At 43.5% G+C, this 14,925-nt stretch carries 12 protein-coding genes; 6 read left to right on the top strand and 6 right to left on the bottom strand.

What is annotated here, in order from left to right; genetic code table 11:
- Positions 1 to 26 precede the first annotated feature (26 nt).
- From GNE10_RS20850 to trmD, 3 genes are all read right to left on the bottom strand, one after another.
- Positions 27 to 1,817, bottom strand: coding sequence for an ABC transporter substrate-binding protein (locus tag GNE10_RS20850; RefSeq protein ID WP_185566795.1), 1,791 nt, complete (start codon positions 1,815 to 1,817; stop codon positions 27 to 29).
- A 128-nt stretch (positions 1,818 to 1,945) separates the two neighbouring features.
- A complete protein-coding gene (gene ispF, locus GNE10_RS20855) occupies positions 1,946 to 2,428 on the bottom strand; it encodes a 2-C-methyl-D-erythritol 2,4-cyclodiphosphate synthase (RefSeq protein ID WP_099070887.1) in 483 nt (160 codons plus the stop codon).
- Positions 2,429 to 2,649: 221 nt separating this feature from the next.
- Positions 2,650 to 3,375: a tRNA (guanosine(37)-N1)-methyltransferase TrmD gene (gene trmD, locus GNE10_RS20860; RefSeq protein WP_099070888.1), complete on the bottom strand. Its 726-nt coding sequence runs from the start codon at positions 3,373 to 3,375 to the stop codon at positions 2,650 to 2,652.
- Positions 3,376 to 4,191: 816 nt separating this feature from the next.
- Between trmD and GNE10_RS20865 the strand changes: the two genes are divergently transcribed.
- Both GNE10_RS20865 and cphA read left to right on the top strand, forming a co-directional pair.
- Positions 4,192 to 5,055 carry a cyanophycinase gene (locus GNE10_RS20865; protein ID WP_073641765.1) on the top strand — a complete coding sequence of 288 codons (864 nt, stop codon included), beginning with the start codon at positions 4,192 to 4,194 and terminating at the stop codon, positions 5,053 to 5,055.
- 427 nt (positions 5,056 to 5,482) lie between these two features.
- On the top strand, positions 5,483 to 8,188 hold the full coding sequence (gene cphA, locus GNE10_RS20870; RefSeq protein ID WP_185566801.1) for a cyanophycin synthetase: 2,706 nt from the start codon (positions 5,483 to 5,485) through the stop codon (positions 8,186 to 8,188).
- A 57-nt stretch (positions 8,189 to 8,245) separates the two neighbouring features.
- Here cphA and tatA read toward each other — a convergent pair whose 3' ends face one another.
- Together tatA and GNE10_RS20880 are read right to left on the bottom strand one after the other, a co-directional pair.
- Entirely contained in the window at positions 8,246 to 8,419 is a 174-nt protein-coding gene (gene tatA, locus GNE10_RS20875) for a twin-arginine translocase TatA/TatE family subunit (protein ID WP_311774834.1), read from the bottom strand.
- A 452-nt stretch (positions 8,420 to 8,871) separates the two neighbouring features.
- Positions 8,872 to 10,269: a serine/threonine-protein kinase gene (locus tag GNE10_RS20880; protein ID WP_185566797.1), complete on the bottom strand. Its 1,398-nt coding sequence runs from the start codon at positions 10,267 to 10,269 to the stop codon at positions 8,872 to 8,874.
- Positions 10,270 to 10,363: 94 nt separating this feature from the next.
- Here GNE10_RS20880 and cbiT point away from each other — a divergent pair, with 94 nt between their 5' ends.
- Complete coding sequence (gene cbiT, locus GNE10_RS20885) at positions 10,364 to 10,966, top strand: precorrin-6Y C5,15-methyltransferase subunit CbiT (RefSeq protein WP_099070891.1); 603 nt, start codon at positions 10,364 to 10,366, stop codon at positions 10,964 to 10,966.
- A 181-nt stretch (positions 10,967 to 11,147) separates the two neighbouring features.
- Positions 11,148 to 12,035, top strand: a complete 888-nt coding sequence (locus GNE10_RS20890; protein WP_099070892.1) for a phosphatidate cytidylyltransferase — start codon at positions 11,148 to 11,150, stop codon at positions 12,033 to 12,035.
- 17 nt (positions 12,036 to 12,052) lie between these two features.
- Here GNE10_RS20890 and GNE10_RS20895 read toward each other — a convergent pair whose 3' ends face one another.
- Positions 12,053 to 12,766: a DUF2993 domain-containing protein gene (locus GNE10_RS20895; protein ID WP_185566798.1), complete on the bottom strand. Its 714-nt coding sequence runs from the start codon at positions 12,764 to 12,766 to the stop codon at positions 12,053 to 12,055.
- A gap of 133 nt (positions 12,767 to 12,899) precedes the next feature.
- On the opposite strand from GNE10_RS20895, the gene GNE10_RS20900 reads away from it, so the two are divergent.
- A complete protein-coding gene (locus tag GNE10_RS20900; RefSeq protein ID WP_185566799.1) occupies positions 12,900 to 13,682 on the top strand; it encodes a pseudouridine synthase in 783 nt (260 codons plus the stop codon).
- Between the two features lie 271 nt (positions 13,683 to 13,953).
- Positions 13,954 to 14,784 (top strand): RodZ domain-containing protein, encoded by an 831-nt coding sequence (locus tag GNE10_RS20905; RefSeq protein ID WP_185566800.1) that lies wholly within the window; start codon positions 13,954 to 13,956, stop codon positions 14,782 to 14,784.
- Positions 14,785 to 14,925: the final 141 nt, after the last annotated feature.

Genomic DNA, 14,925 nt, shown 5'->3' on the forward strand with positions numbered 1-14,925 from the left:
TCATCTCCCCATACCCCATGCCCCATTTAATCAACTACTTTCAGTTCGTAGAGGTTCCAGAATGGGCCACCAAGAGCAGTATACTCAATACCTTGGAAGCGATCGCGCACTGCTTGTAAATTTAAACCTTCCACTAAATGAATAAACGGTAACTGTTCTGAGGCAATGCGTTGATATTCGTAGTAAATTTCTTTACGCTTGTTTTCGTCTAATATCTGTGCGCCTTTAATATAAAGGCTATCAATTTGTTTTTCCCAATCAGAAACTTCCCAACCAATTAACGGGGGATCTCCTGGTTGTGCCCCTTGATTAAATGCGTGAGATGCACCGTTAATTCTCCAGATATTACTAGCACTGTGGGGTTCAACACCACCTCCAGCAAATCCCCCAAGATAACAATCCCAATTTTGTGTTACTTTCAGTTTTTCTAAATAAGAATTGAAACTGAGGATTTGCAAATCAACTTGAATTCCAATTCTTGCTAAGTCTCGTTGGATTTGAGCCGCCATATCACCTCTGACTTTCCTTTCAGAATTCGTCAAGAGTGTAAATCTAACTCGGTTGCCATCAGCATCTAAGAGTTGATTTTGGGCATTGTATTTAAACCCAGATTCTAATAGTAATTTCTTCGATTTTTCTGGGTCGTAATTATATACTTTTAATCCCTTGTCTGGAGGCAGAAAATAGGGACTTTTCACATAAACAAATGAATTTTGTAGTTCCCCTATTCCCCGATAAGCATTGATTCTCATGGTTTCCCGGTCTAGAGCATAGGCTATGGCTTGTCTAAACTCCTTTTGATTAAACCAGCGGGATTTGATGGGATTGACTAAAGGTTGACCCTGAGAATTTTTAGCTTTATTGAGATTGAAAGAAATAAAAGTTGTACTTGTATTTGGGCCGCCGTTATAAATTTTAAACTTACCTCGGTTTTCTTCTCGTTTGATTAAACTAAAACCTTCGGGAGGAATATCTAAATCATCTAATTGTCCAGAGCGAAAATTAATCAATTGGTTTTCAGTAGATTCAATAATTTGCCAAACAACGCGATCGATGTACGGCTGAGGATTACCCTGAGGATCTTTGCGCCAGTAGTATGGATTGCGTCGAAATATAACTCGCTGACTGGGAACATAACTTTCCATAACATAGGGCCCGTTACCAACAATTTGTTTGGGATCTGTGCCTGTTCCCCACATGGAAATAAATTTGGGATTTCCATTAGATTCAGTTGTGCGAATTGCTTCCTGTAGAGCATGAGCAGGCATAATCGGGATGCCGCCTACATATCTAACAAAAGGTGCGAAGGGTTCTTCTATACTGAACTCTACCCGGCGATCGTCGATTTTTTTCACCTTTGGCAAAGTGCCCTTTTCACCAACTCTTAAACTATCTTTTAAAGAAGTCGGGATTTTGGGATTCAGATAGATTTCGTTATAAGTAAATACAATATCATCGGCGGTCATTGGTTTACCATCTGACCACTTGAGTCCTTCTCGGAGAGTGATTACAATCCTTTGTGCATCTTCAGAAACTTCCCAAGATTCTGCCAAACCAGGTTCTAGTTTTGTAGTTATCGGATTTTCATTAATCAATGAGTCATATATAAACCCAAAAACACTGTATGCTGACTCATTCAAAGCATAATTAAAGGTTGACGGCTCACTCAAAACTGCGGTAACAATTTGTGGAACTTGAGCAGCTGCGGTTTTGAAGTTGCTAGGATTACAGGCGCTCACTGTAAATGCTATTACTGAACCCAGAACTATTGTTAACCAAAAACGTTTAATTGTAAAAAAAATCGATGGTAATTTCATAGAATTAAATGTTGAGAGTTGATTGTTGACTGTTAACAGTCAACAGTTAATAACTTTTAGTGGAATCATTTATTTTTGGGAATTCTCCTATACACATTAAGTTCATTAATAAAATCAGATTGCTATATTTATTCCTGTAATAATAAAACTACAGCATAAGCACAAATACCTTCTTCTCTTCCTACTGGGCCTAATTTTTCATTGGTGGTAGCTTTGATGCCAATTTGATTTGGTTGTAATTCTAAAACCGTTGCTAGTTTATCCCGCATCTTCTGAATGTGGGGTTTTAATTTAGGACGTTCTGCCACTACCACCGAGTCAATATTTCCTATTTGCCAGCCTTGCTGCCGAATTAATTGATGTACTTGAGTTAATAGTATTAAACTATCTGCTCCCGCCCATTGGGGATCGCTGGGAGGAAAGTAATGGCCGATATCCCCCAAAGATAATGCCCCAAGCATGGCATCCATAATGGCATGAGTGAGTACATCCGCGTCACTATGACCCAACAAACCCAGTTCATGGGGAATTTGGATTCCCCCCAAAATTAAAGCGCGATCGCTCACCAATCGATGAATATCGTAGCCGTTACCAATACGAATTTTAGTCATTAGTTATCTAGTCATTAGTCATTAGTCATTGGGCATTGGGCATTGGGCATTGGGCATCCCTTCTCTGCGAGACGCTACGCGAACGGCTTCGCTCAGGGCAAGTGGGCATTGGGCAGAAGAGGCGAAGGTGTAGAGGAGAAAAACTCATCTCCCCATCTCCCCATCTCCCCATACTTCTCTGCGAGAGGCTGCGCCAACGGCTTTGCTCAGTACAAGTCTCCCTAATCTCCCTCATCCCTATGCCCCATACCCCATGCCCTATTCCCTTCTTCCCATTGTTCCAGGAGATCGGGACGGCGATCGCGTGTTTTTTGAATTTGTTGTTCGTAACGCCAACGGGCGATGGCGGCATGATTTCCAGATAGCAGTACCTCTGGAACTTTCAAGCCACGAAAATTTGCTGGGCGAGTATATTGTGGATAGTCCAATAACCCCTCTTCAAAACTTTCTGCTGTCAAGGACTCGGTTTTGCCTACGGTTCCTGGTAGAAGCCGGACTACGCCATTAATTAAAGCCATTGCTGGAATTTCGCCGCCAGTCAGAATAAAATCTCCTAAAGATACTTCACGAGTTACCAAATGCAGTACCCTCTCATCTACTCCTTCGTAATGCCCACAAATCACTACCAACTGGTCATAATTTGTTGCTAATTCTCGCAACAATGGTTGATTAATTGTTTGACCTTGGGGACTCATTAAAATCACTTCTCTGCGAGGTAGAGTCGGCAGCGACTCCACAGCATTGAAAATTGGTTCTGGCTTCATTAGCATCCCTACGCCACCACCATAAGGTTCATCATCTACCTTACGGTGCTTGTCAGTTGTAAAGTCCCGTGGATTAATCAGATGCACTTGGGCAATCTGTTTGGTTAAGGCTTTACCCAGCAGTCCAGAACTGAGAACAGAGTGAAAACAGTCAGGAAAAAGTGTAACTATATCAAAACGCACAGTAATTCGTATTCAAGGACACTAATCTAAAGAATGAATGTCTAACAAACACAGGAAGCCAATGTTGGGTCAAACTACAGTTAAACTTTATCAATAGTATCTAAAAGTACCAAGAGTCTTGGATTTTAGATGGGATCTAAAGTTTTTCTAATTACTTAATTTATGTTTAAATGTTGTCACAACTACATTTAAATTAATAATCATATCAAGTTAACAACTTTCAGGATGCATCGAGCCAGCCTCAGAAAAAAGCGTGGTCTGATCTGTTCATCCCCAATCTCAAAGGGGAAAACTGATACTTTGATGCCTGTTTCTTCTCTTGACGGAAACGTGAGGCTAACAAGTCGGCAAAACCGACGCCACTTGCTAACCTTTGGAAATCCTAAGGGCAAACAAGTTTGCGAAAGTTCGCAACCAATGTCTCTCCAGCGCACTGGCTCTAAAAGGGGGGTTAACCGCTTGCAAGAAGCGTCCACCCTAGCTTACTAAGTAAGAACTATTTTGCCAGTCTGGAAATGTACAGGTGAAAAACAAGGCGCTAGCAGCATAGGAAGGGCAACAAAAACCTTTAAACTGAGGTCTCGTGTGCGTTAAACAAGAATTTGGAACTGTGGCCCAGGATAATCCAAACTTCACAAAGTGTCCTCTCAAAAGTTGCAAAGCGCAAAATCATCGGACTCCCGATCTTGTTAAATTCACACGCCATTCGCCACAAGCCGGGAAACCCGTTCGGCAGTTACTCATAGGGAAACCCCCTGTTTTGCGGACTGCCTTATCAAGGCGATGGCTCCTGAAGTTGTTGACAGGAGAAACACAATGCCGGAATTAAAAGCTAAATCGCTGGAAATGAGGACACCCCAAGCAACTAAAACCGCCGTTCTAGTTATCGGAGGCGCAGAAGACAAAGTTCACGGGCGCGACATCCTAAGAACTTTTTTTGGACGTGCCGGTGCTAGTAAAGGCTATATTACAATTATTCCATCTGCCTCTCGCGAACCCGCTATCATCGGTGGTCGGTATATTCGGATTTTTGAAGAAATGGGTGCCCAGAAGGTAGAGATTTTAGACATCCGCGAACGAGAACAGTGTGAAGCCTCCCAAATCAAAGCATCCTTAGAAGCCTGTAGTGGGGTATTTTTGACCGGAGGAGATCAACTGCGGCTTTGTGGCGTATTGGCAGATACGCCAGCGATGGAAATTATCCGGCAGCGGGTGAGGTCAGGGCAACTTACCTTAGCAGGCACCAGCGCCGGAGCAGCAGTAATGGGGCATCATATGATTGCTGGCGGCGGTAGTGGAGAGTCGCCAAATCGTTCTTTAGTGGATATGGCAACGGGTTTGGGATTTATTCCTGAAGTGATCGTTGACCAACACTTTCATAACCGCAATCGGATGGGGCGGTTGATTAGCGCCATCGCAGCCCATCCAGATCGCTTGGGTATTGGCATTGACGAAGATACTTGTGCAGTGTTTGAACGTGATGGCTGGCTGCAAGTTATGGGTAAAGGCAGTGTCACCATTGTCGATCCTACTGAGCTGACCCACACAAACGAACCTCACGTTGGTGCTAATGAACCCCTAACGGTGCATAATCTACGTCTGCATATCCTCAGCTATGGCGATCGCTTCCACCTGTACCAGCGCACTGTATTGCCTGCTGTACACCGAATCTCCAGCTGACGGCATAAAGTACCTAAGGTTACACTGAGTTGACCAGAAATTTTAGATTTGGGATTTGGGATTTTAGATGAAAACAGCTTTTTGGTTGATGCTTGGCCACAAAGTTGGCGAAACAAATGTCAAAAATTCTTGTTTCGTAGCGTATCGTCATGCCGACTCGGTTGAGCTACGCTATCGTAAATCTAATAATTCAGAGAGCTAAGTAACCTTGTGGTTTCTTTCATCTAGAAAGATACCTCCAGGCTTCTAAAACTCTGCTATTGCCAATCTAAAATCCAAAATTGGTTGACCGCTCATTTATTTCTTGTTGTAGAAAAATGATGAGAATACCATGTAAAAAGAAAAAACTGTTTGCAGTGAACAGTTTAGCGGTCAATTCCAGTAAGAAACTAGAATTTTGGTTCCGAATCTCCATCTACCTATTCCCATGAGAATCCTCAAGATCCAGACCTTACGCGGCCCAAACTACTGGAGCATTCGACGCCACAAGCTGATCGTCATGCGCCTCGATTTAGAAAACCTTGCCGAGACGCCCTCGAATGAAATCCCTGGCTTTTACGAAGGATTAGTTGAGGCGCTGCCTAGTCTGGAGGGTCACTATTGTTCCCCTGGCTGCCGTGGTGGTTTTCTGATGCGAGTGAGAGAAGGCACGATGATGGGTCACATCGTGGAACATGTAGCACTAGAACTCCAAGAATTAGCCCTAATGCATGTCGGTTTTGGTCGCACTCGTGAAACTGCTACACCCGGAATTTATCAAGTAGTGATTGAGTACTTGAATGAGGAAGCAGGGCGTTACGCCGGACGTGCTGCCGTGCGATTATGCCAGAGTATCATCGATCGCGGCCGCTACCCCAAAGCAGAACTGGAGCAAGATATCCAAGACCTGAAAGACTTTAGCCGTGATGCTTCCTTGGGGCCTTCTACGGAAGCGATCGTCAAAGAAGCCGAAAAACGAGGTATTCCCTGGATGCCTCTGGAAGCCCGCTTTTTGATTCAACTAGGCTATGGGGTCAACCAAAAGCGGATGCAGGCCACAATGACCGATAATACCAGCATTTTGGGCGTAGAACTAGCTTGCGACAAAGAAGCCACCAAACGCATCCTTGCCGCCGCCGGTGCCCCAGTGCCTAGAGGTACAACCATTAACTTCTTGGACGATTTGGAAGAAGCCATTGAATACGTAGGTGGCTATCCCATTGTCATTAAACCCCTTGATGGCAACCACGGACGCGGTATCACCATTGATATTAGAACCTGGGAAGAAGCTGAAGCTGCCTATGAAGCCGCTAGACAAGTTTCTCGTTCAATTATTATCGAAAGATATTATGTCGGCCGCGACCACAGGGTACTGGTAGTTAATGGCAAAGTAGTGGCAGTAGCCGAACGAGTGCCAGCTCATGTGACTGGTAATGGCAGATCCACCATCGCCGAATTAATTGAAGAAACAAATCAAGACCCAAATCGTGGCGAAGGGCACGATAATGTCCTTACCAAGATTGAATTAGACCGCACTAGCTACCAACTGCTAGAAAGGCAAGGCTATACCCTAAATAGCGTTCCCCAAAAAGGTAGTATTTGCTACTTAAGAGCTACAGCCAACTTAAGTACAGGTGGCATTGCCGTAGACCGCACCGACGAAATCCACCCAGAAAATATTTGGTTGGCACAAAGGGTAGTCAAGATTATCGGTTTGGACATCGCTGGCTTGGATATTGTCACCTCCGACATTAGCCGTCCCCTGCGAGAAGTAGATGGGGTGATTGTTGAAGTTAACGCAGCTCCTGGTTTTAGGATGCACGTGGCTCCCAGCGTTGGCATTCCCCGCAACGTCGCTGGTGCGGTGATGGATATGTTGTTTCCTAACGAACAATCTAGCCAAATTCCCATTCTCAGCGTCACGGGTACAAATGGTAAAACCACCACCACCCGACTCTTAGCACATATTTATAAGCAGACTGGAAAAGTAGTAGGTTATACTACTACGGATGGAACATATATCGGTGATTACTTAGTAGAATCTGGCGATAACACAGGCCCCCAAAGTGCCCATCTCATCCTGCAAGACCCCACAGTGGAAGTAGCAGTATTGGAAACAGCTCGTGGTGGGATTCTCCGCTCTGGACTGGGTTTTGAAGCGGCAAATGTAGGTGTAGTGTTAAATGTAGCTGCCGACCACTTAGGCATAGGCGATATAGATACCATCGACCAGTTGGGTCATCTCAAGAGTGTAGTGGCAGAAGCTGTATTCCCTGATGGCTATGCAGTACTCAATGCCGACGATCGCCGCGTCGCTGCTATGTCAGAAAAAACTAAAGCCAACATTGCTTACTTCACCATGAATCCCGACTCGGAATTGGTGCGGAAGCACATCCAAAAGGGCGGAGTTGCAGCGGTATATGAAAATGGCTATTTGTCCATTGTCAAAGGCGATTGGACACACCGTATAGAAAGAGCAGAAAATATACCTTTAACAATGGGCGGACGTGCGCCGTTTATGATTGCCAACGCCTTAGCGGCAAGTTTAGCAGCATTCGTGCAAAACGTCACAATAGAGCAGATTCGCGCGGGTTTGAAGACCTTCCGGGCTTCCGTGAGTCAAACCCCAGGACGGATGAACTTGTTTAATTTAGGCAACTACCATGCTTTGGTGGACTATGCCCACAACCCCGCTAGTTACGAAGCTGTGGGTGCTTTCGTGCGGAACTGGACTACAGGACAGCGCATTGGCGTAGTTGGCGGCCCTGGCGATCGCCGTGACGAAGATTTTGTCACCTTGGGCAAACTAGCAGCACAAATTTTTGATTACATCATCGTCAAAGAAGACGATGACACCAGAGGAAGACCGAGGGGATCGGCTGCCAAGTTGATTATTCAAGGCATTACACAAGTGAAGCCTGATAGTCGCTACGAATCAATTTTAGATGAAACACAAGCCATTAACAAAGGCTTAGACATGGCACCAGATAACAGTCTGGTGGTAGTTTTACCAGAAAGCGTCACTCGCGCAATTAAATTAATTAGAGCGCGTGGCGTGGTCAAAGAAGAGACGCAGCAACAAAACACTGGTAATGCGATCGTTGATTCCCAAAATGGAGTTGCACCTTCTTCTGTAGTCAATACATTGCTGTAGTCAAAAGTCAAGAGTCCAAAGTTTAGCATCTCAAAGTTTTTGACTCTTGACCCTTGACTATTGTTTTTCTTGTTCCGGATTAGTTTCGTCACTGGGAGCTTTCATCTCCTCTTTAAAGCCGCGTAGGGTTTTACCCAGTGCAGTTCCCAGTTCGGGAATTTTTTTCGGCCCAAAAATGAGAATAGCGACTACAAGAATTACACCGAGTTCTGGCCATCCTAGTCCAAACAACATACACATTTCCTCTCAAGAATTTTTAATTCGCTGTTCTCTATCAAGACTCATCTCTATAAACGTCTCTACGATGTTTCACTTTCATCACACTCACTAATAGAATCGTATCAAATATTTGATAAATTACTTTATAATCCAATACGGTTCAGTTAAGGCTAAAACTCTTGGTCAAATTCAATTTTTTTAACGAACCGCCAAGGACGCAAAGGACGCAAAGAGAAGAAAGAAAGAAAGGCTTAACTGAACTGTATTGCTTTATAATCAACAACTATAATCCGATATAAAATATTCTTCATTTGCCAGTTTTTTAACAACAACTGGACGTGATTCTATTGCTGATTATTCAATTTTTGAATCGATACGTTCTTTAATTTTGAATTAATTTCATTAGGAATTGTCTTGTACTTGTAGTTGCCATTTTTATACCTCTTTAAGATTATTCATTTTGTTTATTCCCGCGTAATTGGTATATCTAACCAATCACTCAATTCCTGGGCTAGCCATTCTATTTCCGGTTCAGAGTTAATCGCACCACCATAACCAGCCAGTTGATACTTATTTACTCCAGACCAAAGGATTAATTGTGGCCTCACCTCAACTCTAGTACCGCTGTTTAAATTTATTTCAAAGCGTTTCGGAGTATAAACCAGCTTGCGTACATGTTGTCTTGGCGTTCGCTGGGTACGGTTGAATTTAAATCCCAACAGTTCGTTTGTAAAAGTAATTTGCTGAGGATCTAGGCGTAATCGGACGCGTCCAAACAGCGGAAACAAAATTTTATACATCATGGAAAAACCTGCACCCCAAAATGGGAGTGAGAACAAGGCAAAAGGGATATTGACTGGAAAAGGAGCCAAAAGAGCGCCAATTGTCCAAGTAAGAATAAATGAATTCCAAGCGATGGCAAATACTCCTGAAAGTATTATTGATGAGTGAAAACCAACAGGTGGAATCAGAATTTCTAAAGAATCCCTATTTTTGGTGAGTTGAATTTTGCTATCAGGTGGTTTACTAACTGCTAAAGCTCTAATGGTGGGAAACTCAGCTTCATCTATGGCTTTGAGTACTTCCAGTGCAGAAGTCAAACGCTTTTCTAAACTCGGTTCAGTCATAGAGTGGAGAACGCGAGTCAAACTCGGACTGAGATTAGCTACTCGCTCAAACTGAATGCGAAAATCCTTTTGGGGTAAATCCGCTGGGTGAGTACCCGTCACCAAGTAAATTAAAGTCGCGCCTAAACTATAGATGTCAGAAGCCGGAACCGTGCGTCCCCCAAATTGCTCCTGGGGCATATAACCGTAGGTTCCCACCACAGTCCTAGTCCCGGTTTCTGTGGCGAGGACAGTTTGCACCGAACCAAAATCGATGAGATAAACTTGGCCGACACTATTCCCAGAGCGATCGCCCAATAAAATATTGCTAGGCTTAAGATCCCGATGGATTACAGGCGGATGCAACCCATGTAAGTAAATCAGAATTTCTAACACAGCCTTGGCTATCTCTTTGATTTCAGCTTCCGTAAAAGTCCGCCCAGATTGTAAGTATTGCTCTAAAGTTTGTGCTGGAATATAAGTTTGTACTAAAGCAAATCCTTTGACGTTTGGTGAATTTACCTCAAAATAGTCTAAATAGCGAGGTATCAAAGGATGTGACAAAGATTTTAGCGTTTGGGCTTCTCGTTCAAACAGCTTGAGATCGTCCCATTCAAAGTCACTACCGAAAGAGAGTAACTTGATGACGACTAATTCCTGAGTTTTCAAGTCACGAGCTAACAGCGTCCGCCGGCCTGTTTTTTTTCCTAATAGCTGCTGAACTTCGTAGCGCTCATCCAATATTTCGCCAATCATTATTGTTTGTGATAAAGCTACGTTTGAAAAGTTTTCATAATTAATGGCTTTTCAATGTAGTTTGCCAATATCTTTAGTATAATTGCGTAGTTCTATGCCTTCCCAACTTTGGCCTTATATTACCCCTGGTATTCCCGATGAATTGTTCGAGCATTTGCCAGGAATTCCCCTGAGCCAGCGAGAAGTCCGACTGTTGTTAATTGCTCAACTGCGGCTACAGCCAGATTCGGTATTGTGGGACATTGGTGCGGGAACAGGTACAATTCCCGTAGAAGCAGGATTGCTCTGTCCAAAAGGAAAGATTATCGCTGTTGAAAGGGATGAAGAAGTCGCTAATCTGATTAAGCGTAACTGCGATCGCTTTGAAGTCAAGAACGTCGAAGTTATTGAAGGTAGCGCCCCAGAGTGTTTGCAGGATCTCAAGGTAACCCCTCACCGCGTTTGCATCGAAGGAGGACGCCCCGTTCAGGAAATTCTGCAAGCAGCTTGGCAATATTTACCCCCCTCAGGTCGGGTTGTAGCCACAGCCGCTAATCTAGAGAGTCTATATGCCATTTCCCAAAGTTTTTCCCTATTAAGGGCTAGAAATATCGAAGTCGTCCAATCTGCTGTTAATCGCTTAGAAACGCGAGGCTTTTCTCAAACCTTTACCGCCGTCGATCCCATTTTTATCCTCAGTGGTGAGAAACTGGATTAGGGCATAGGGCATGGGGACTGGGGTATGGGGAGATAGGGAGACAAGGAGACAAGGGGACAAGAAAAATAACTCCCAACTCCTAACTCCTAACTCCTAACTCCTAACTCCTAACTCCTAACTCAGCACTCATCACACCCCATGCCCAATGCCCCATGCCCCATGCCCAATATTTAATACTTCTATGCCTTGGTCTCGGATTATTAGTGGAATTATTGCCATCGCTCTTGCTCTGAGTGCGACCCTTTTGGGGGGTTGGTATTTTACCATCATGTTTGCGGTTGTTGTGTTTTTGGGTCAGCAGGAATATTTTAATTTGGTGCGAGCCAGAGGTATTGCTCCTGCTGCTAAGACTACTATGGCTGCTAGCCAAGTCTTGTTAATAATTTGTACCCTTGATGGCAGTTTAGCCGATGCCGTGATGCCAATAGCTGGCACACTGATTTGTTTTTACCTGCTATTTCAGCCCAAATTCGCCACCATCGCGGATATTTCCGCTTCCATTATGGGGCTATTTTACGTAGGCTATTTACCGAGTTATTGGGTGCGCTTGCGAGCAATTGACACTGCTGCTTTTAGCAATCTTCCTTTCGGAGGCTACTGGCCCACAACTTGGACAGGCTTTTGGGAAAAGGCAAATTCTACTTCTCTACCACAAGGTTTGACAGCAACACTGCTGACTTTACTATGTATTTGGGCAGCCGATATCGGTGCTTACACAATTGGCAAATTCTTTGGCAAAACCCGTTTGTCTGAAATTAGTCCGAAAAAAACCGTAGAAGGTGCAGTATTTGGTATTACCTCCAGCGTTGCTGTAGCTTTAGCTGGAGCCTATTATTTGCACTTGCCTAAATCTCTGCTTACTGGTTTAGCATTGGGCTTGCTAATTGGCATTGCTAGCCTTTTAGGGGATCTCACTGAATCTATGCTCAAACGTGATGCTGGAGTCAAGGATTCTGGACAGTTAATCCCTGGTCACGGTGGTATTTTAGACCGTACTGATAGTTATATTTTTACAGCACCTTTGGTTTACTATTTCGTAACCCTACTTTTGCCCCTGATTACAGATTAAGGTGGGTATGGAGCATCTTAAGGATTAACGTTAATCCGCCCACGACACACTAGCCGACCTGGGATCGAAGTGAGTTCTTGGATATCAACATCTGAGCCAAGATCGAAACTATGGGTATGACGATCTGCCAATAAATCTTTCTGCTCATCGTTGATTTGGATATCTGTCAAATGCAACTGGCGACCGTTGAGCAAATTAAAGTCCAGAGAGATTTTCAAAAGGGTTGTTTGACTATTGGTGAGTCTAGAACCGAGCAGTATAATTTGGTTGTTCTTGAGAATAATCTCTTGCCAGTTGATGGGTTGTGTTTTTGGGGAATATGTTGGTAAAACTTTAACCAATAGCTCGCTCAAAGCATTTGATAATAAGCCAGATGAGAGAGAAGCATTGAGATCTTTCTCGTCTATGGTTAAATCGCCAACAACTGGTACTGTTTGTAACAATCGCAAGGGCTTTCCCTTGAGTATCGAACCGATATTTATCTGAATATTTTCTGCTATTAATTGAATTTTTGTAATTAGGAGTCCTTGATAAACTGCATGACTAGCAAAAATAGATACCGAAGGAATGCGTCCAGAGAGAATCTGGCGATCGCTGGCTTTAATCTCCACTTCTAATTCAGATATCTCACTGACTTGGGCCCTCAACCACAGCTTTAATGCTGTTGTGAGTACTTGCGTAATTATTCGGATTTTGTTTACATTTGTGGTTTGGGAATTTTGCTCTGACATCTAACTAATGGAGTTTATGAGTATTTGTTCAACAACTGACAAATTTAAACAAGCCTTAAATGTAACATTTATGCCTAGTCACTACAAAATGCAAATATCATTTAATAGTTAACAGTAAATTAGTAATTTATACATGGAGGCACGGTTACAAAAAATTCTTGCCCAATGGGGTATTGCCTCACGTCGTGAAGCTGAAGAAATGATTAAGCGATCGCGAGTGCGGATTAATGGAGTATTGGCACACTTAGGCCAAAAAGTCGATCCCGAAAAAGATGCGATCGCTATTGATGGCAAGCTGATATCACCAAAGCAGCGCCCAGCCTTAATTTATCTGTTGCTGCACAAACCAGCTGGTGTAGTTTCAACCTGCTACGATCCTCACCACAGACCAACAGTTCTGGATTTACTACCACAAGAATTACGCGGTGGTTCTGGTATTCATCCAGTTGGGCGTTTAGATGTAGACTCCACAGGAGCATTAATCCTGACAAATGACGGAGACTTGACATTTGGATTAACCCACCCACGTCACAGCATTTCCAAGACGTATCGTGTTTTGGTGAAAGGACATCCTCCAGAAGCAGTATTGCGGATGTGGCGTCAAGGTGTGGTGCTAGAGGGTAGAAAAACACGACCAGCTAAGGTACAGATCGTAGAACGTTCTGCCCAAGGAAGCTTTTTAGAAATTGTTTTACAGGAGGGAAGAAATCGTCAAATTCGCCGAGTCGCACAACAACTAGGATACCCAGTGATCCAGCTGCATCGGAGTGCCATCGGCTCAATTCAATTACAAACGCCAAAAGAACCATTTTTATCAGAAGGTAAATATCGATTCCTCAACGATCGTGAAATTCAGTTTTTGCGAGAACAGATCGACCAGAATTCAGAAGTCAGAACTCAGGAGTCAGAATTCTGAATTGAAGTAGTTGGGCTTGATACCACCAGGTAATTGTAGACGACTCTTTGGCTAACGCTCAATGACAAGCAAACGTCCTTAAGTGCGTCAACCATTTACTACAAGAAAATCTTCTTGCAATGCTGTTCGTCAAATCGTAGATTTGTTTAGGGGTTTTAAACCCATTTGTTCTTGATAAAAAGAGCTATAAGTTCATTCAGAATTCTGCATTCTGAATTCTTGTTCAAGCAACCTATTAAAGATTTAGTTGAGTTAAGGAGTGTCAGAAGGCATGAAATGGCCAAGAAAGAAAAATAATCAGCAGCCCCCACTTTCATTAGAGCAACAAAGATCTCAAAAGTTGGCAGAAATTGGCGCTCGACTTTGGGCATTACGTCAAGAACAAGGTCTATCTCTAGAACAAGTGGTTGTATTAACCATGATTCCGCGACGGTTATTGCAGGCGATCGAAGAAGGTAATTTAGACGATCTTCCAGAACCCGTTTATATTCAAGGTTTGATCGGGCGATTTGCCGACGCATTAGGCTTGAATGGAACCGAATTAGCTGACACTTTTCCGATTAATTCTGCACAAGTAAACTTCCAACCTATAGCGAATCCTTCACCCCTGAATCAACTACGTCCTATTCATCTTTACTTTCTTTACATATTGCTAATTTTATGCTCCGTCAATGGCTTATCCTACTTATTAAATAACGCCATACTACAAGCAAGTTATGGTCAACCACAGCCACAAGAAAAGCCCATTGTTAAACCAGAAATCGTTAGACCAGAATTAGCCGAATCAAAACATTCACAAGAAATTCAACCTGTTAGCGACACCTCAAATGGCGTCCAACAAAAAGAAGCCGTACAAATTGGTGTTACCTTGAAAGCTTCATCCTGGATTCGGGTAATCGCTGATGGTAAAACCGAGTTTGAAGGTACTCTACCAGAAGGCACTTACCGAGTTTGGAAAGCCCAAGAGCAATTAACAGTCAAAACTGATAATGCTGGTGGTGTTTTGATGAGCGTTAATCAGCAGCAAGCCAAAGAAATGGGAGAACTAGGGAAAGAACAAGAAGTTATGATTGCGGCTGCTAAACCAAAGGTTTTGAGATGAGGGTAAGAAGACGCGGGGACATAGAGACGCGGGGACGCAAAGAAAGGAGAGAATGCAGAGAATGGGAAACGGGATGAAAGAATTCTCAGTGTCTCCAGTCCTTGCGTCTCCATGTCCCCGTGTCCCCGCGCCCCCGTGTCC

It is taken from the genome of Nostoc sp. 2RC (genome assembly GCF_014222165.1).
GTDB classification, from domain to species: domain Bacteria; phylum Cyanobacteriota; class Cyanobacteriia; order Cyanobacteriales; family Nostocaceae; genus Nostoc; species Nostoc linckia.

Bases quoted from the DNA above. Each gene is read 5' to 3' on its own strand.
- ispF (WP_099070887.1), bottom strand. From the start codon at position 2,428: ATGACTAAAATTCGTATTGGTAACGGCTACGATATTCATCGATTGGTG.
- GNE10_RS20890 (WP_099070892.1), top strand. From the start codon at position 11,148: ATGCCTTGGTCTCGGATTATTAGTGGAATTATTGCCATCGCTCTTGCT.
- cphA (WP_185566801.1), top strand. From the start codon at position 5,483: ATGAGAATCCTCAAGATCCAGACCTTACGCGGCCCAAACTACTGGAGC.
- GNE10_RS20900 (WP_185566799.1), top strand. From the start codon at position 12,900: ATGGAGGCACGGTTACAAAAAATTCTTGCCCAATGGGGTATTGCCTCA.
- GNE10_RS20905 (WP_185566800.1), top strand. From the start codon at position 13,954: ATGAAATGGCCAAGAAAGAAAAATAATCAGCAGCCCCCACTTTCATTA.
- GNE10_RS20865 (WP_073641765.1), top strand. From the start codon at position 4,192: ATGCCGGAATTAAAAGCTAAATCGCTGGAAATGAGGACACCCCAAGCA.
- GNE10_RS20850 (WP_185566795.1), bottom strand. From the start codon at position 1,817: ATGAAATTACCATCGATTTTTTTTACAATTAAACGTTTTTGGTTAACA.
- GNE10_RS20895 (WP_185566798.1), bottom strand. From the start codon at position 12,766: ATGTCAGAGCAAAATTCCCAAACCACAAATGTAAACAAAATCCGAATA.
- cbiT (WP_099070891.1), top strand. From the start codon at position 10,364: ATGCCTTCCCAACTTTGGCCTTATATTACCCCTGGTATTCCCGATGAA.
- GNE10_RS20880 (WP_185566797.1), bottom strand. From the start codon at position 10,269: ATGATTGGCGAAATATTGGATGAGCGCTACGAAGTTCAGCAGCTATTA.